An 18,114-nucleotide genomic window follows, 5' to 3' on the forward strand; every position below is an offset into this window, starting at 1 on the left:
TTAGCCATCCCGATAGACTCGGTTCAGGGCCGAAACGATATTACCGGGGCGACTTCGCGCCGTCTCGATACTGGCGATCCGCCAGCCCTGTGCCTTTGCCGCTACGGCGTCTTCCTCGCTGATGACAATGCCCATTTTAGCTTCAGGCCACGCCAGTTCGAGATTGGCAACGATCATCTGATGTTCGTCCTGAATATCCAGACCCACCTCGGGTACGGGTGCCTTTAGCGATTCCAGGTGATGGAGTACGCCACTTAAACCCGGGTCTCCATACAGGAAAACATCTTTCCAGCCTTGCGTGCGGGCGACCTGCTGTTGGTGGCGAAGCTGGCCAATTTCCTGTCGCACGCGGTGCGATACAGTTAGATGGTGGTGATTTGGCTCTTTGCTGTGACAGTCGGCACACAGTGCCTTGAGATTCGCTTGACGGTTGTCGCTGCGTACACCGTTGATGTGATGCGTATGAATCAGATAAGGGCGTTGGCCTGCATCCACGTCACACTTCTCACATCGGTAGCCATGAGATTCACGGTACTGACGCGAGATTGTCTCCCAATCTTCGCTATATCCCTCTTCCTCACCAGCTTTACGGTGAGGGTGATAGGGAAAGAAAGACTCGTGTTCCTCGAAGAAGTGAACGTAGGAGAACTCCTGAAACACCGAGGATATGCCAGGAACGTCATACCCCCTGTAGTTGATCTTGCGTAGACAGTATTTGCAGACCTTGAGTGCTGCCATAGCTGTGATGGTCTTGCCGTAATAGGTCGGTCCGGATATTTGAAAATGCTCGCTATGATCTCGCGTGATGACATAGCGTTCGAAACGACCCTTGGCACGCATCGACTCCAGCGTCTGGCAGAAGGATAAGTGGACTTTTCGCCCTTTAGTACTGTCTCTCTGTACCTCTTCGAAGTTAAAGCTGTGATCCTGGATATATAGCAATACTTGCTGACCCTGATAGCTCAACAGATCACCTGGGGTGTCGAGCACGTCCAGGCTGACCAGCTCCATGCCACCTTCCGGAATTTCAATCTCCGGCGGCGGTGTGGTATCGACCCTGATCTCCTTGCGCACCAACGGCGGGCTGGCGGACTTGAAATCCAGGGGCGCGATATCGATCGGCCCGCCCATTTGCTGAACAGCCGCTTGGAGGGCGCTTAGATCGAGGGAGATCCTCATTGATCAACCTCATCGAGGATCTCGCGAATCTGGCTTTCGGCATTGGTCATGATACGAAAGCTGACGCGCCGGGAGCGCTCGCCATCTTCGGCTCCAGCGTCATCTAATACCGGGTGCGCGGAGGAGAAACCCACGGCGGCCGTGGTTTTCTTCACCCAAGCCTTGTCATTCTGAGTATCGGGTAGCCCGTAGAGATAGCTGAGTACCGAGCGGGTACGGTCCTGGGATAGCTGCATATTGAGAAAGTAAGCGTCGTCAGCGCTGATCTGGTCATTCCACTGACTGGAGGTGTGGCCCTCGATGCGAATCTCGTCGATTACGTCCCTGAATGGGGCCAGGACCTTCAGATAACGTGGATAGAAGTCGCTGAGTATTTGCTCGAAACGAGTACGCAGGCGAGCCGAACCCGTTGCGAACAGCACCTCCGGCGATTTGAACGTCAGCGCTAGGGTCTCGGGGTCGATCTCGGCCTGCCAGCGGGGAAGGTCGTCATCGAACTCTTCAAGCAGTGCTTGGAAGATAGCAATCTGAGTAGCTTGATAAGCCTCGGCCACCTGAGTAACACGGTCCCTTTCCTCTAGGGCATTCTGCATCAGGGCGATGGAGATGAGCAAAAAGACCATCATGAGCCCGGCCATCAGGTCAGAGACACTGAGCCAATGGTGCTCTTCTTCGTTGCCAGCCGCGCTACCACGGCCGAAAAGAGCGTCCATACGGCTCATTAGTGGCCTCCTGACTGTGAGGCCTGCACGATTTTCTGCATCTCGGCCGTCAGCTTCTGATAGTCGTTAGTGAATCGGCCACTGATGGTGCCTAGCGCATTACCCATCTCGGACATCACGCGCTGAAGTTCCTGCTGCATGCTTTCATCAAGGCGCTCCATTTGCGCATTGACGTGATCACTGGTTCGTTGCACGGCTTGCTGCATGGTGGCTTCCACCTGCTGATACGCGGCGTTGAGCTGGTTCTGATACTGCTGCGAGGCCTCTTCCAATGCCTTGCGATGCTGTGACTGCAAACTTTCGAGTTGTTCACTGGCTTGGATGTGGCTCTGACGAAGATGGCTTTGCGTCTCTTCGTCGGCCTCGCCCAGTTGGCGGGTCAGCTGTGTGGATTGTTGGCCAAGCTGGTCAATGAGTGTCTTCACCTGCTGTTCGGCGCTCTCGACGCCCTTGCGATGCGTTTCGCTCAGGCGTTCGGCGCCTTCGTTGAGCTGCGTCGCATTTTTTTCGAGCGTGCTGAGCAGGGTTTCGAAGCGCTCAGCCGATTGGCGATGCTGATCATCCAGCTGACTGGCGATGCGTTCGTTGCCCTCGGTCAGGCGGGTGCTCATCTGCTCACTGTGACCGGAGAGACGCTCGACCAGGTCACGTACCTGGGCATTAACGGATTCATGGGCATCACGGAACTGCCCCGCGATCTGCTCGGCTTGGGTGGCAAGGTGATCAGAGGTGCCTTGCAGGGACTGGTGAACGCTGTTGTAGCGCTCATTCAAACCGGATGCGCCTTCAATCATCTCGGCATTAATTTTGGCGGTACCGTCAACCAGTTCCTTCTTGAGCTCTTCACCACCGCTGACCAGATTAGTGGCAGCGGTAAGGGCTGCCTGGGAAATATCGCCGACGGTCTTCTCGACTTGGGCGTTGATTTCCGGCACGGCCTCGACGGCCTTATCACGCATCTCGGCGAAGGCGGCCAAATGGCCCTCAAGATCCGCCAGTTGCCGTTGGGTCGCGGTCAGCAGGGTCTCCAGCCCCGCCATCGTCTCCGGAATGGCGCTAGCGCTGGTACTGATATTGGCGACGCTCTTTTCGGTGTCGCTAATTGCAGTAACACCCTGGGCGTACTGGTCGCGCATTTCGCCCAGCTGCTGGCGATAGTTTTCCTGCCATTCCACCATGGCCTTGACCGCATCATTCAATTCTTCAAAGTTCTTGCCGAACTGCTCCGTCAGCTTCTGATTGAAGTCCTGGATAACTTGCTTGAGCGCCTCGATCACTTGCTCGGTCGCGGACTTCGACATCATCTCGGCGAAGTCGTGCATCTGCTCGCTAAGTTCGCGAGCGAAGGTATCAAAACGTTCGCGTTGAGCCTCGGCATGGGTGCCAAGCGCCTCGGCGGCGCTGGATTGGCGTTCCACCTCGCGTACCAACGATTTGTGGTTGTCATCCTGATGCTGGCGCATCAAGCGAATCTGCCCTGTCAGGGTGTCGCTGTCATCGCCGGCGATAGCCTGGTGAAGTTTGGCCAGGTTGTCGTTCTGCTCACTGAGCAACTGATGGATATGCTCCGGGCCGATTTCCTTTGGGCCACTGGGCACGTTGTTTTTCGGCTGCATGAATTTCAAGCCGCTAACCACTTTGTAAACCATGGCCAGTGCCATGCCGAACAGGCTGGTCATGAACGCGGTTTTCAGGCCATCGAGCAGCAGCGGAATACTCCCTTGGATATCCGCGCTATCGAAGTGCAGCAGGCCGATGACGATACCGATAAACGTCCCCAGCATCCCCAGCGAGGTGAGCAGGTTGGGGGTGTAGTGGGTAAAGCTGCGTGCCTTGTCCTGCTTGTAGCAGTAAAGAGCTATCACGCTGATCAGCAGAATGGCCCAGCAGAAAAGGCCGGTGATGCTATCGGCATTAATGCCGTATAGCAGCGCCTCTAGCTGGCTGGAAATCAGTTCGATCATGGGGTTGGCTCCCTGCGGATTTCTATGAACCCGTTGATAAAATTATTTAGTGGCTATCGTGCTGTCGCTTGCGCTGAGGCGAACCCCTGCCCACTTCTGTTTTTCGGATTAACCAGCCTGGCGGATTATCCGTCCTGTGCGGCAAAAAATGTCCAGGCTTCGCGGTAGTCCGCCTCGCGGTCCGGCCGGGTAAAGGGCGCGAGGTATTCTACCGTGGTCTCAAAGGGGCCGCCGGGCAGGGTGTCGTCCATGTACGTTTTGCGTACTACACCTTCTTCCATCGACTGAATATCCTCCCAGCCCAGCGCAATGCCGTACTCGGTGCGCGTCGGGGACTCGATGGAGTAGTGAATACCCTCATTGAGATCCGCGCGGCGGACCCTGCGCGGCAGCCCCACACCCACCAGCCCCATGCTGGGGGTAAACACGATTCGGCCCTTGGCGTCGTACCAGGTATCCGCCTCGTTCTGGCGCATTACCGAGAACTGCACGCGGTAGATGGTGATCAACTGCTCCAGCGTCATACCCAGCGCGCGTGCGACCAGCACATCAATTTCCACCAGCGCTTGACGGCGGGCATAGTCAAAGCGCAGCGCGCAGTCGCGTTGCCACTCGGGGGTGAGCTTCTTGAAGAAATCGTGATCCAGCATTGGGCTCTGGCTGGCCCAGCGTTGTTGGTTGAAGGTCGGCTCAAACACCTCTGACCAGAGATCTGCGTAGTGAGTGGTGAGCGCTGTCAGGCTTGCGACACGTACATGTAACGTATTGCGATAGTGATCGTTTGAAAGTATTGGCAACTGGTTGATTAGCGTAGTATTGGCATGGCCCATACCTGTGCTTTTCACGCGATAATCAAGGCAAATGGAAAGCGCCATGCTTAGCGTATCCATCAGGTGTTGATTGTTTTTAAAGGCGGTTGCCAAGCATGTATTGATGTGTGCCGTTCCGGGCGGGATTACAGTCGGAATCAGTGTTCTTTCTGAGGATGGACCAATCATTTCCCGGTTCACAAACCGATAATACGCCGTCACCTTCCTAGGCTCGATTTCGCCTTCCTCTACCCAGCTGACCCGCGGCGTGCGCGCGGCGTAGGTATCGGGATCACAGGCCGGTACGTAGTTGGTACGTGGCAGGTAGCCATCCGGTAGGGTAGTGAGGTCAAGCACGTCGTAGTGGCTGTTGCCAGTACAGATTGCGCGCGGCGTCTTGTAAAAAGGACTACCGACAAAAAAATGCGGGCCGCTGAGAATCCATTCTTCGCTTGACGCTGGAAATTGGGTCTCTCGGCGCATGGTGCCGTCTTTTTGAGCATTGGTCTCGTGCCACATCTCTAACGAGACGTACTCGCTAGCTAAGTCGCCAAGCCGTTTGGGTTGGCGTGCGAAACATTCCAATACCTCGCGAAGCTGACTCGCATGGAGCGCCGGCAAGCGAGCCTGCAATGCCGGTGTGCCTTCATTATCATAAAGCTTGGCGAACAGTCCAAGAGTCTCGTTATCAATCCTCAACAGACGATCGCGATGTCCAGTAATATTCCAGGTAATACGAGTGCGACCGTTTTCTTCAACTTCATCTTTTAATCCCGGTAATTCACCTGCCCCTACACTATCCATGTAGCTTTGATCGATTGTGCTAGTTGTGAAAAGGTTCGCCATGTGATCAATAGTTATTTGGTCAGTACTAGAACCGTAAATGTTAATGCTAAAGCGCGTCTGATCGTGTACTTCAGAGAAAAGAAAAAAAGCATTATAAAACTGAAAATGTGCTCGTAGTCGTGGATATGCCGCTTCACGCAGCGGCCCTCCCTTGGGATCATCATAGATGCCTTCGGGGTGTAGAAACCCCGATACAGCTTGTTGATTACCCAAGCGCCAAGCCGTCGGTAAAAAGCACTTGTAGAGGTTGGTCTGCACACCCTTGAGTAGCGGATAGTTGCTGATGTGATTCAGAAACGCTTGGGTGCCTTCAGATTGCTGGTACGCTGCCTGCCAGGCCTCGCGTAGGCCGGGCTGATCGTGCATGGCCTCTTCTCGTAGCTCGTTGAGCTTGCTGGCCGAGAACTTTTGCAGCACAAAGCGCGGCTGGTGGTCGCCCAGCACGCCGCCTTCTTCCCATTCCACCTTGAGCCAGGGTGGATTCCCCAGAATCAGGTCAAAGCCCTTTCGGCCGTTGTGCAGGCCGGCGAAGAGATCGGCAAACTCCAGTTCCCAATGGAAGAAGCGTTCGCGCTCGGCGATCTTGGCCGCCATGGCGAAGCGCGGGCACACCTGAAAGAGCAACTTGCGATTGACAACCCCGAAGCGGTCGACAAACGCACGACCCTCCTGCTCGACGTCATATGCGCCGTTCGGCTCGGCGACGGCGATATTGGTGGTAAAGAGATCCGGCGTGGTATCACCCGGCCCGCTCCCCAAGGTGTCACCGGCGAGCAGAGTTTCCAGATCGAATAACCATTCGGCACGGGAGGGTAATTCTTCGTGCTCGTCCAATGGCCAAAACCACAGCGCGCACCAGTAATCCATTGCCAGCTTTAAGCGCTGGTAGGCGGGAGCGTTGTTTTGCTCCGGACGGCGAATGGCACCGTGAGCGGCGTCCTTGTCGGCCAGGCTGGTCTGGCGGCCATGCGCCGGTAGGCCGTAGATGGCGTAGGGGTCCGAGGTGTTATCACGCAGGCGATGCAGCTCGCGGGCGTGCTCGTCCCACAGGGCACTGACCTGCTGGCTTAAGCGTTCGAGACGGGTGATCTCGTCGCGCTCAAACGGCGCAGTAAAATTCTTGCGCCAGGTTTTCAGGGTCTTGATTGGTTCGGCGAAGAGTTTCTTGGCCACCTTGTCGTCGTAGGCGGCCATGCCATCAAACGGTAGTAGAAAATGCCAGATACCGGTGGGCGTGCTCTTTTCTTCATTGCCCTCAACGTGTTTGGCGTTGGCTGTAGCGTCGAGATTGAAAGGCACGGCTTTGGGAGCTGTCTTCAGCCAACTGGCGGTATTGGTAGCCTTGAGGGGCAGGGCGCTGGACGGATAGACCTCGCGCCGCGCCCCGATCAGCGAGTTACCGGTGTGCAGCTGAAAGCCAAACCAGGGCACGAAGCGGTCATCGGATAAAGCGGCCAGCCACAGAGAAACCTCGGCCAACTCGACGGCAATGGGGTTCAAGTCGACGCCGAAGACGCAGTGGTCGGCCAGATACATCTTCACACGCTGCTTATGAGCGGCGTATTCGGCTTGGGGAATACGGTGCTCATCGACAGTAGCGGGCGCTCCTTTGGTATCCACTGGCTCGCCAGTATGGGCCAGCCCCGCGCTCTGGGCCAGTGCCAGGTATTTGTCGGCCAACTGGTCGATGGCTTCATTCAAGAAGGCGGCGCTGCCCATGGCCGGCTCACAGAGCGTCAGGCTAAGGATATGATGCGCCCGGGCGGCATCGTCGGGCAGCGGGTCGAGCTGCTCGCGGTAAAGTTCCTTCAGGGCGTATTTGACCAGCGAGCGGGTCAGAACCTCTGGTGTGTAGTAGGAGGCGCTTTTTTCACGATCTCGCCCGGCCAAACGATAAAGGAAGCTGCCCCGTTCGTGGCGCTTGTGCTGCTGCTCGCCATGTTCATTGCGCACCATGACACGCTCGTTCTCGGCGTAGTGGTGCAGCTCGTGCTCGGGCACGAAGTAACCGGTTTCCAGCACATTCGGGTCAGCTTCGCCGGCGCGCTTAACCTCGTAAAGGGTATCGGTGGCGAAGAAGCCCCGGTAGGAGAGCAGCGCCTCGTAGACCGCGCCTAGCTGGTTGATGCCCAAGCGTGCATAGCTGATACGGCCACGACGTTTTCCACGCCCGCCGGCCCGCGAGAGGGACATCAGTTCGATGATGCGCTGCCACAGGTAGTTGGGAAAGGTGACCTGATTGAGCAGCGGCGTGCGCTCCGGCTCAAACAGATGCGAGCGTAGCGGGCTCATCTCGAACGCCGAGGCGCCGGAGCGCAGGCCCATGTCCATCTGCTGCCCGGCGCTGACTCCTTCGTAGACCAGGGTAAACAACTGAATAATGGAGTGATGCAGATAGCTGCCTTGGCGCTCGCGCTCGCTGGTCAGCGGGGTGAGCTCCAGCTCGCGCAGGCGCTCCAGCGAGTAGCCATTGAGGTAGATGGCATTTCTAACCGGCGCATAGTTTAGCTCCGGGCGGGCCTCGATATAGAACAAGAACAACAAGCGATACATCACGCGCAGACATTCCCGCGACAGCGCCTCAGGATCCAGCTCGTTAGCACCGGAATAGATACCTTTCTTGTGGGTGCGGGCCTTATCGATCAGCTGACGCGCGGCCTCGTTGCCCAGCAACTCGATACATTCACGCAGGGCGTACTTGAGGTCTTCGCTGACGCCATAGGCGTGCTTGTGGGCATTCTCGTCGAGGGTATCCAGCAGGCTCTGGCCGCTCTCTTCGCTGATGGCCTCGCGGGAAAGCAATACGCTGGCGGCCTTAAGCGCCGAATCTTCACGGCGACCCAGTAGTTCCACCCAGTCAAAACGTAGCAGTTGGGCGCGGGCGAAACGGGCGCGATCAATCAGAACCCATTGCCGCGGCGATGCCAGCAGCACCCAGCGCGGCGGGCGCTCAAGGGTAAAAATATCGCGGGAGATCAGCGCCTGCCAGTTGGCTTTGCCATCAGCGAGGCGTTTTTGCATGGCCTGCGGTAGCGGCGTCTCATCGCGGCCTTCTACAGTCGTTCGGTACTGCGCAGAGTGCGGCTGGGCCTCTAGTGGATCGCCTTCTGGCGCGTCCAGCGATAGTGCCTCGATCACCCACAGGTGCGGGTGTCCGTCGGCGGTGTTGAGTTCAGCCAATAACGGGATTTCGCGGTCGTCCGACAGCAGATGACGCCGGGGTGTGGCTTGATAGCCGAGGATCGACAATAGCGGTGCCGTCAGCGCGCGAGACGCCTCGACGCGTTCAGCGGGCTCGACGGCACGCTGACCTTCGAGTTTTTCGATTTCGCGCAGGTGGGCGTAGCCAATGCGGCGCAGCGCGGCCCAGGGCGCGTCATGGTCGCCTTCGCTTGCCCGCTGCTTCCAGCGCTCCAGCACCTCGGAGATATTGGATTCGAAGATGTCGGCGAGGTAGTGCTCGCTATAGAACTCGTTCTCGTTGGTAATCCCGGCGTAGGCCATGGTGCTTTCCTTGCCTTGTGCCCGACGCTATGGGCGGGCGCTTTAATAGAGGCGAATGACAAAGAGCCAGCTGACAATCGATAGCAGCTAACCTTTATTGCTGAATCCGCACGGCCGGCTCGCCGGTGATGACCGCCGCTACCTGAATAAAGGGCAGGGCTTCCAATTCCTGGGTGTCTTCCAGCCAGGCGAGATAGTCACTGAAGACTCGTTCGATATGCGACTCGGCTTCGTTGCGCCGGTGTTGCTTGCGAGCATGAGCTTCTCGGCTACCTTCCAGTGTCAGATCAAGCTGGCGTTGATGGCGCTTCTTGAGGTTGTCCATGGCGTGCATCTGCACGTTGAGCCGCTCATTCAGCTCGCTCTCACGATTCTGACGTAGGGCTTTGAGGCGCGTGCGAGTGCGCTCGACGACTGCCGGTAATGCGGCGGCCAAGGCATGGGTATCACCTTGCACACCGGGGTTTGGAAGCGCTTCAGGGTTCAGCGTGAAACGGGCCAGAGTATCTTCCAGCGCCTCCGGGCTGCCAGCCTGCCATTGACCGTCAAGACGGCTGGCGGGCACGACGACCCAGGCTTCCATCAGGCTTTGACCGCGCTTATTAGGATAACCCCCATGCAATACATAAAGCGCTTCGTCCTCGGCCAGCAGCGAAGGTGCACGAATCACCGGCGCGCTATGGCGCCCGAACGCATTGAGCACTCGCTGACGTAGCCACTGCATGACTGGATGTAGCGGCCACAGGTACTGAACGCTGGGCCAAGGGCTATCTTCTTGGCGGGCCTGTTCGAAGTGCTGTTTGAGGGCGCTCACGTCATCGCTGAGAATGAAGCGGTCATGGGCCGGGCGAATTTCGCGCGGCAGCCACTTGAGTTGCTGGCGGAGGTCCGATGGCGCGGTGAGTTCGACGCGCCGTGCCGCTCGATCGACCTGCATCTGTAACGACTGACCGATCTCACGCAGTTCGGCGTCCAGCCAGCGTAGAGCATGGTCGGCCCAGTGCAGTGTGTCGGCATACAAACCACGCGGGCGGCTGATTGGTGCCGATGCCATGGGCTCGGGTGTGAACTGAGCTAGGGTATCTTCCATCGGCGCGTCGAGATCAAATAGGCCATCGAACAGGCTCTGCCCGTCATCGGTGGTAGTGTCGGCCGCCATGACTTCGGCGATCTTGTCTTCTTGCTCCTGCTGGGTCAGGCCGGTGGTGAACTCCGAAGGATCACCAATATTGCGACTGGCCTGGTCGTCCTTGTCAATCAGCACCTCCAGTACGCGCTGGTCGCCGCGTACCCGGGCATTGTCGCTATCGGTGAGCAGATAGCGGATTTGCGGGGTATGACGCTGGCCGTAACGGTCAATACGCCCGTTGCGCTGCTGGAAGACCATCAGCGACCAGGGAATATCGAAGTGCACCATGCGGTAGGCGAGGTGGTGTAAGTTGATCCCTTCGGAAGCGACATCAGAGCACAGCAACAGACGCAGAGGGCTATCGGAACGATTGAAATCTTCGACGGTGGTCATTAGATCTTTATCACTGTCGGTGCCCTTGAGCACACCGATCTGCTTGGCTTTCAGGCCGCAGTCACGCTCGATGTGCGCGCGCAGAAAGTCCAGGGTCTTGAGGCTTTCGGTAAAAATGACCAAACGATCGTCTTCGGCGCGGCTCCAGCCGAGCCCGCCTTGGCCCGCTTTACTCCCGATCAGCTCGCACAGGGCCTGGTACTTGCCAAAGCTGTCAGGCGTGACGTCCGAAATAACATCGCGAAGCGTCTCGAGATTCTCGATATCGGTATCGCGCTCTGCCGACTGCTCTCGCTTGGCTAGTGCCTTGAGCCGGTTGGTTAGAATGCTCAAACAGGCGCTAGGGCTCGAAAATAGCGCCTTTTCCAGCGTGGTACGGAAAAGCCCCTGTCGGCCACGACCATCCAGGCTCTGGAACGGGGTTTCCATCAGCAGGTCATAGGCACGCTCTTCCAAAGCGCTTGCTTTGGCGTAGTGCTTGTCGATCTCCCGATCAGGGAAGTCGCCCAGCTGATCCCGAACATCCTTCTTGAAGCGGCGGATGACCAAACCTTTATCGCGAAAATCCTCATGCGCGTAGTGAGAGGCATCGGCAATGGCGGTGGGGTCCAGCATGTTAACAAGACTGGCGAAGCTTTCTGCCTTGCCGTCGTGTGGCGTGGCCGAGAGCATGATTAGCGTATCGGAGCGTGTAGCCAGCAACTTGGCAAGACGGGCGCGCTGGGAGTGGCTGCCGCGCTCGGCAACGTTATGTGCTTCATCAATGATGATGATGTCCCAGTAAGCCTGCTCGAGATAATGTCGGTACTCGAGATCCTGTTTGAGCGTATCGATGGAGACGATTGCGCGATCGTAATAATGAAACGGGTTGTGATTGCTGGGAATGTTGCGTCGCGCACGCGCAAGGCCTACGGAATCCAGTCGGGTCAGTGGGATGGTAAAGCGGTTCCAGAACTCCTGCTGGAACTGGGCCAGCATGGATTTTACTGCTAGCACCAGAATACGCTTACCACGGCCTCGATGAATTAGCTCACTGGTGAGAATGCCCGCTTCCAGTGTTTTGCCAAGGCCTACTGCATCGGCAATCAGAATGCGCTGACGTGGCTGACGTAACGCCTGCCGTGTTGGCTCGAGCTGAAAGTCGAGGGTATCCATTGCACCCATGTGCCCAAGCTGAACAGCGTCATCGGCTGGCGCTGTAGCGCGTAACTGAGTATCGAGATTGAGCAGACCGGCTCTAAAGCCTGGTGAAAGGTCATCTACCAAGGCCGTTTTTTCAGGGGCTAGCACGCGAATGCTGGTTTCCAATCGCGTCAGGAAGCTGGCTTCATGCCCGCGCACCAGCTCCGATAGTCCCGTACAATGCAGGACATAACCACCATTGCTTGAATGATCCAGACGAAAAAGACGCCATTCGGCATCTCGAATTTCCAGGCGCATACCTGGTGCATACTGGGGCTGGCTCATGGCTTGGATTCCTTGCTAACCGGGGCCCAGCCACAACAGTGATAAGACCCTTGATGCAACCTGAATGATTGCGGAATAAATGCTTAATGTCTGGACGCCAGCATGTTAGCAAAGTCGCATTAGTGATCGCTACTCGGTGATGAGGCCATGAGCAGGATTCTGACTGAATTCAGGATCCTTGGTGAAGCATTATGTGCTGGTGGTTTTATTTGTTTTTACGACGAGCGAAAGCTCTTGCTGTCTGGAGTTATTGAGACAGCCATGGGAAAGATAGTTACTTGTGACGGATATCTGCTACCTCCAGTCATGCATAAAGCCGAGTCTTTTACAGCGCGAAAAAGAGTCTGTCCTAAGAGCATCGGATATTGACTGCGGCGTCGGTGATCCCTCTCTCAGTCGCTCTAAAGCCAGCGCAATGAGTCGATCCGAAAACAGCCTTAGCTTGCGCTTGTAACCATTCCCTAAAATCGGTGCATGCGTCATTAGAGTTCTCCGGTTTTCAGGGAGAAGGTTACCCCGACGTTACCCCTTGTTTACTGTCCAATGCTTCATACACCTCACGCTTGGCTAGTAACGGAAGCGCTAAAAGGGTCGAGCCAAGAAGGCTGGAAGTGACTTTAAACTATTCCCGGTAGCTAAAGAGTGTCCAGAAGGGCAGGATCAGCAAGAAGGATGCGACCGAGAACACGCCCAGGGCAAACTCGATAGAGAAATATTCGGCCAGCCCGCCGGCGAGTAGAGAGCCCAGCGGCATGGCGCCCCACTGAAGCATTCGTGCCGCCGAGCTGTAACGGCCCAAGAGGTGGGACGGGACCAGTTGCTGGCTGATCGTTCGAGAGTTAACGGCCCATAAAGTGCCGCCAAGGCCGCCAAGGAAAGCGCCCAGGGAAATCAGCCAAAGCTGGGAGGTGAGCGCTGGAACTCCGACGAGAAGAATGGTGCCAACGATATCGAGTACCATGACCGGCTTTCGGCCCAGCAATCGATTCAGCGGCCGTGCCAGTATGGCGCCCATGATGCCGCCCACGCCCAGGGCGCTGACCATGAAGCCATAGGTGCCGGGATCGATCTCCATGACCTGGCTTGCATAAAGAGGCATCAGGGCGAACCAGGCGGCCCAGCTCGCCGACATGATCGGTAGTGTCAGTGCCATTAGGCGCAGCACCTTGTTATGCCAAAGATAAGCGATGCCTTCGGCGATCTGCTGATGCATCGATGTTCGTCTCGCTGTTTGGCGATGAGGCACGCTCGCGATGCCGACTAACAGGCAAAGGACCACACCGGCACTGGCATAGCTGCCTAGCCCGACCATTAGCGCGTAGATCGTGCCGACAGTGATCAAAGCGCCGCCGATCAGTGGACCCAAAAACTCGTTGCATACCGTTTCGGCGCCCGTCATCCATGCATTGGCCCGCTCGCGGTCCGCTTTGTCCACGGCATCCGGCACCAGGGCGAAGGCCGAGAGCTGGGTGAAAACATCCGTCATACCCAGCGATAAACCTACCGCTAGCAGCACCGCCAGCCCCAGGTAGCCGTAGAGAGCGGCTAGCAATAGGCCGGTCAGAATTCCCAACCGAACGACGCTTGAAGCCCATAGCAGCCGTCGCCGGTCCATCCGGTCGACGACCACACCCACGTGAAGCGCTGCCAATAGCCAGGGCAGCGTCATCGACACGGCGACTAGTGATACAAGCAGGGGAGATTGCGTGAGGGTGGTGGCTATGACGGGCAGCGCGACTTTAAGTACCCCGTCGCCAACGTTCGTTACCGCTGTGAAAATCGTCAATACATGGGTGTTGCGCGAGCTATGGCGCGTGGCCAACTCAGTCATGGTGGGCTCTTCTGTTCGTTTTGTTGGATAGAGGGGCGTCTTATTGAGAGGCACATAAGAGCATGCTGTTTTAATAGCCTATGGCGCCAAGGTAGGTTTTACAATGGCTTGGGCCAATTGGCTGGGACCACTGGTTCCTAACGAATTTTTAGCCTGATACGCCAACGGGAAAAGGCGGAAGGCTAGCCAGCTTTACCTTAAAAGCCTCGCGGATAGCGTATGGCGCGTCTACAATCGTGACCTCTCGTCACACACTTGACCCAGAGAAAAACCATGGCGCTGCTTTCCGACTTCGACAACGACACCGATTCACACGTTACTCAGGCCCCTATGGGCGCCGGTGCGTCGCCCTATGAGGCGCTTGACGAGAAGGCGCTTCTGGATAGGCTTCTGGAAATCTACGACCAGCGAACCATCGCCGAAGCGCTGGCGGAAGTCGATAAAGGCAGCTGGTGTCGGGAAACCATCAACCGCTGGGCGAAAGGCAAGGCCGAACCCCGGGTCACCCACGCCGCCTACCGTCGCATGATCGCTATGCTACCCACGCCCAAGGTCAACGATCTCAAGCCTGCATTTCGCTTCGTCGATCTGTTCGCCGGCATCGGTGGGATCAGAAAAGGCTTCGAGGCGATTGGCGGCGAGTGCGTGCTGACCTCCGAGTGGAACAAATACGCCGTTCGCACCTACAAGGCCAACCACTTCTGCGACCCGCAAAAGCACCGCTTCAACGAGGATATTCGCGAGATCACCCTGAGTGCGAACCTCGAGATCGATGAAGACACCGCTTACCAGCACATCGACCAGCAGGTGCCGGACCACGACGTGTTATTGGCCGGATTTCCTTGCCAGCCGTTTTCGCTAGCCGGGGTATCGAAAAAGAACTCGTTGGGCCGCAAGCACGGTTTCGAGTGCGACGCCCAGGGCACGCTTTTCTTCGATGTGGCGCGGATTCTAGCGGCCAAGCGCCCCGCGGCTTTTCTGCTGGAGAACGTGAAAAACCTCAAAAGCCACGACAAGGGCAAAACCTTTCGGGTGATTTGCGAGGCGTTGGACGAACTGGGCTACGAGGTAGCCGACGTCGATGCACCCAAGGGGCGCGACCCGAAGGTCATCGATGCCAAACACTTCATACCGCAGCACCGCGAGCGGATCGTGCTGGTGGGCTTTCGGCGCGATTTGAACGTGCATGAAGGCTTTACCCTGAAAGACATCGCCAACATGTACCCGGAGAAGCCGCCTTCCTTTGGGGAGATTCTCGATGCAAAAGTGGATGACAAATACATCCTGACGCCGAAGCTTTGGGAGTATCTTTATAAATACGCGCAAAAGCACCGGGAGAAGGGTAACGGCTTCGGCTTTGGCCTCACCCGCCATCACGATGTAGCCCGTACTCTTTCCGCGCGTTATCACAAGGATGGCTCGGAAATTCTGGTGGATCGCGGCTTCGATCAAGGCCTGGATTTCTACAGCGACGCCAACCAGCAGTATCGGCCCAGGCGTTTGACGCCTCAGGAGTGTGCCAGACTGATGGGCTTTGATAAGCCCGGTGATAGCCACTTCGTCATTCCCGTGTCGGATACCCAGGCCTACCGCCAGTTTGGCAACTCCGTTGTCGTGCCGGTGTTCGAAGCCGTGGCCAGGCTGATGGAGCCGCGAATTCTTGCCGCTGTCGAAATTGAGCAAGATAAAAACAAAAAAGCGTAGAGACTGATCGAGACGCCTCGGGCACTTTTACCGAGCGCCCGTGTCACTCCATAAACCTCACTGCCGAGCAGCGCCATGACGGACATTGTTGATCGTTTTACGCGATCGAAAATGATGGCTTCCATCAAGGGCAAGAATACCGCCCCGGAACGGTTCGTTCAGAGCGAGCTCGAAAAGCGCTATATATCGTTTGAGGCGCACTCCAAAGAGCTGCCTGGCAAGCCGGATCTCGCACTGCCGCTTTATCAGGTGGCGCTGTTCGTGAACGGCTGTTTTTGGCACAGGCACGATGGCTGCTTTTACGCGACGACGCCGGCGAGTCAAAAAACGTTCTGGCAGCAAAAGCTGGGCGAGACCGTGGAGCGCGACGCGCGTAAACGCGCTGAGCTCGAGGCCCTGGGCTGGCGGGTCATCGTGGTCTGGGAGTGCGGGTTCAAACACTGCGCGGAGCAATTCGATGAAGTGATCGACGCCATCGAGGGCGAAATTTCGCTGAATGAGTGGCCCGAGAAGCCGCCGCGGGTCAGGGATTGAATAACCACGCTATGGTTTGCCGGCCAAAGCCTTGCTGCGCCTGTCTTCAGGCATCGAAACGTCGGGTTTTACCGCGCGAAATCTCATATCTTTGCTACGCTAATACAGCTGGTTGACAACGCGGCCCATGAAAAGCGGCCGGTTGTAATGGAGCAAAAACATTCATTGGATGATCGAGGTATAAAATGGCGGACTTTCAGCGTATCAACCTGAGCCTGGACCACTATCAATGGGACGATATCCCCGTTAACGACCCGCGGGTCAGCGGTGAGCCGGAAGAGAGCACCTCGTTCGACCCCAAGCAGGGTAACGAAGTGCTTTATATGCTGAACATGGTGCTTTCTGCATCGGCGCCCATCACGGCGCTGCATAAGGGTGAAGAGCTGATTCGCGACGAGCTGCCCGCAGGCTCCCAGGATCAGTTCGCAGTGAAGAAGTGGCTCGACGCGCAGCTCTAATTTTGTGTTGAGGTCAAGCGGGCCGTTCATTTCGGCACCGCATAAAAAAGCCCCGCAATCGCGGGGCTTTTTACTGGCACGGGGCTACCTATTTTACATCGTTGCCCAGTTCCGCCAGGCGCTCGGCGCTTAACGCGATATCGTCGTTTTTGTTGACGCCAATGCCCTTATCGACGATGTCCTGGGCGATGCTTTTAGCGTCGTCGAGGGAGTGCATGGTGTAAGTGCCGCACTGGTACTCGTTGAGTTCGGGAATTTCGTCCATGCGCTCGAGATTGAGTACGTCGTGCATGGAGGCAAGCCAGGCATTGCTGACCTTTTCTTCCGAAGGGCTACCTAAAAGGCTCATGTAGAACCCCGTACGGCAACCCATGGGGGAGATATCGATAATCTCGACGCCGTCACCATTCAAGTGGCTGCGCATGAAGCCGGCAAACAGGTGCTCCAGCGTATGAATGCCCTTTTCTCCCATCATCTCGGCGTTGGGCTTGTTAAAGCGCAGATCGAACACGGTGATCGTGTCGCCGGAGGGGGAGTTCATGGTTTTCGCTACGCGAACCGCCGGGGCGTTCATAATCGTATGGTCGACGGTAAAGCTATCGAGTAAGGGCATGGGAGCTCCTGTGTCATCAATGGAAAGCCGGGCGCCTGGCGCCCGTGAGCCCGTCTGAGTAGTATGGGTGCTTAGAAAGGCAACACGCCGCTAAAACCAATACCCAGTACGGCAATAACGACGATGATAACAACGATGGCGGTGGTAGAAGGCATTTTCTTTTCCTGATAGGTGGTTAGACTTCTTTAGAGTAGTGCAAAGTGCCGCTTTGCGCACGCCCACCATTGCCAAGGGGACCTATAAGGACCTAACAGGCGCTGTGTTATTTTCCGTCGCTCCCATTGAGCGCATACGGTGGGCAGCCCGCCGCTCCCAACCCATACATACGAAAAAGCACCCTTTGAAAGGGTGCTTTTTCGTTGCCTCTGGTGACCATCCGTGTATTTTGCCTGCTCTTCCTGAGCTTCTCATTTCCTTGAGACTTTAACGCTCTACCTTGAGCTTTTTTCGTCCTTGAACGCTAAGTACTCATCCTGAGTACGTTCACTCCTTGAATGATATCGTTCTTCCTGAACGAGCGATCCTTCGCGAAGCGGTTTCCTTACCGCGAACAATACAGACTATAGAACAAGGCCAAGACGTGTACAAGATAAAATTGTATTTTTGTTGTACCTGCCTAGTACCGAAATGATTCTGGTAGAAGAAAAGTGAAATATTCGCCCTTGCACAAGGGTTTATCTCCTCTGTGATCCAAATAACCGGCAGTTTATTGAATTGGTTAACCTGGGATAGATCATTCAAAGTGGATAGGCCTCACTGTGTGCGCACTGCTTAGGGAGAAGCTTGAAGGAAGGGTGAATACGGACATTCACGCGCACAAGGATGTTTAGACAGGATGTCTATGTAGCAGAGTTAGGGAGAATTCGATCAAGCCCCGGCCGTTAACGGCCGGGGCTTTTTTATGCGCCCTCGAAAGCGCGGGGTCGAGCTAGCCGGCCTTGGCTTGGCATAAGGGGCGCTA

10 protein-coding genes are annotated in these 18,114 nt (G+C 56.5%); 3 read left to right on the plus strand and 7 right to left on the minus strand.

Annotation, left to right across the window (positions count from 1 at the left end):
* The 6 genes from ACWHRL_RS05195 to ACWHRL_RS05220 form a co-directional block, all read right to left on the minus strand.
* Positions 1–1,179 carry a hypothetical protein gene (locus ACWHRL_RS05195; protein WP_447895513.1) on the minus strand — a complete coding sequence of 393 codons (1,179 nt, stop codon included), beginning with the start codon at positions 1,177–1,179 and terminating at the stop codon, positions 1–3.
* Positions 1,176–1,901 (minus strand): OmpA/MotB family protein, encoded by a 726-nt coding sequence (locus ACWHRL_RS05200; RefSeq protein ID WP_447895514.1) that lies wholly within the window; start codon positions 1,899–1,901, stop codon positions 1,176–1,178. Before ACWHRL_RS05200 ends, ACWHRL_RS05195 begins: the two co-directional genes overlap by 4 nt.
* Positions 1,901–3,865 (minus strand): hypothetical protein, encoded by a 1,965-nt coding sequence (locus ACWHRL_RS05205; protein ID WP_447895516.1) that lies wholly within the window; start codon positions 3,863–3,865, stop codon positions 1,901–1,903. Before ACWHRL_RS05205 ends, ACWHRL_RS05200 begins: the two co-directional genes overlap by 1 nt.
* A 125-nt stretch (positions 3,866–3,990) precedes the next feature.
* Positions 3,991–9,024, minus strand: a complete 5,034-nt coding sequence (locus ACWHRL_RS05210; protein WP_447895517.1) for a hypothetical protein — start codon at positions 9,022–9,024, stop codon at positions 3,991–3,993.
* Between the two features lie 94 nt (positions 9,025–9,118).
* Positions 9,119–12,013, minus strand: a complete 2,895-nt coding sequence (locus ACWHRL_RS05215) for an SNF2-related protein (RefSeq protein WP_447895519.1) — start codon at positions 12,011–12,013, stop codon at positions 9,119–9,121.
* Between the two features lie 622 nt (positions 12,014–12,635).
* Positions 12,636–13,844, minus strand: a complete 1,209-nt coding sequence (locus ACWHRL_RS05220) for an MFS transporter (protein WP_447895520.1) — start codon at positions 13,842–13,844, stop codon at positions 12,636–12,638.
* A 273-nt stretch (positions 13,845–14,117) separates the two neighbouring features.
* Here ACWHRL_RS05220 and dcm point away from each other — a divergent pair, with 273 nt between their 5' ends.
* The 3 genes from dcm to ACWHRL_RS05235 all read left to right on the plus strand — a co-directional run bounded on the left by dcm (position 14,118) and on the right by ACWHRL_RS05235 (position 16,540).
* Positions 14,118–15,548: a DNA (cytosine-5-)-methyltransferase gene (gene dcm, locus ACWHRL_RS05225; RefSeq protein WP_447895521.1), complete on the plus strand. Its 1,431-nt coding sequence runs from the start codon at positions 14,118–14,120 to the stop codon at positions 15,546–15,548.
* 75 nt (positions 15,549–15,623) lie between these two features.
* The gene (locus ACWHRL_RS05230; protein WP_447895522.1) at positions 15,624–16,082 is read left to right on the plus strand and encodes a very short patch repair endonuclease; all 459 of its coding nucleotides are present in this window, start codon (positions 15,624–15,626) and stop codon (positions 16,080–16,082) included.
* Between the two features lie 185 nt (positions 16,083–16,267).
* Complete coding sequence (locus ACWHRL_RS05235; RefSeq protein WP_447895523.1) at positions 16,268–16,540, plus strand: hypothetical protein; 273 nt, start codon at positions 16,268–16,270, stop codon at positions 16,538–16,540.
* Positions 16,541–16,628: 88 nt separating this feature from the next.
* Here the strand turns inward: ACWHRL_RS05235 and luxS are convergent, their stop codons facing one another.
* Entirely contained in the window at positions 16,629–17,153 is a 525-nt protein-coding gene (gene luxS, locus ACWHRL_RS05240) for an S-ribosylhomocysteine lyase (RefSeq protein ID WP_447528200.1), read from the minus strand.
* Positions 17,154–18,114: the final 961 nt, after the last annotated feature.

It is taken from the genome of Vreelandella sp. GE22, from assembly GCF_968212445.1.

Coding starts and splice junctions, on each gene's coding strand:
- ACWHRL_RS05195 (WP_447895513.1), bottom strand. CDS start 1,179: ATGAGGATCTCCCTCGATCTAAGCGCCCTCCAAGCGGCTGTTCAGCAA.
- ACWHRL_RS05200 (WP_447895514.1), bottom strand. CDS start 1,901: ATGAGCCGTATGGACGCTCTTTTCGGCCGTGGTAGCGCGGCTGGCAAC.
- ACWHRL_RS05205 (WP_447895516.1), bottom strand. CDS start 3,865: ATGATCGAACTGATTTCCAGCCAGCTAGAGGCGCTGCTATACGGCATT.
- ACWHRL_RS05210 (WP_447895517.1), bottom strand. CDS start 9,024: ATGGCCTACGCCGGGATTACCAACGAGAACGAGTTCTATAGCGAGCAC.
- ACWHRL_RS05215 (WP_447895519.1), bottom strand. CDS start 12,013: ATGAGCCAGCCCCAGTATGCACCAGGTATGCGCCTGGAAATTCGAGAT.
- ACWHRL_RS05220 (WP_447895520.1), bottom strand. CDS start 13,844: ATGACTGAGTTGGCCACGCGCCATAGCTCGCGCAACACCCATGTATTG.
- dcm (WP_447895521.1), top strand. CDS start 14,118: ATGGCGCTGCTTTCCGACTTCGACAACGACACCGATTCACACGTTACT.
- ACWHRL_RS05230 (WP_447895522.1), top strand. CDS start 15,624: ATGACGGACATTGTTGATCGTTTTACGCGATCGAAAATGATGGCTTCC.
- ACWHRL_RS05235 (WP_447895523.1), top strand. CDS start 16,268: ATGGCGGACTTTCAGCGTATCAACCTGAGCCTGGACCACTATCAATGG.
- luxS (WP_447528200.1), bottom strand. CDS start 17,153: ATGCCCTTACTCGATAGCTTTACCGTCGACCATACGATTATGAACGCC.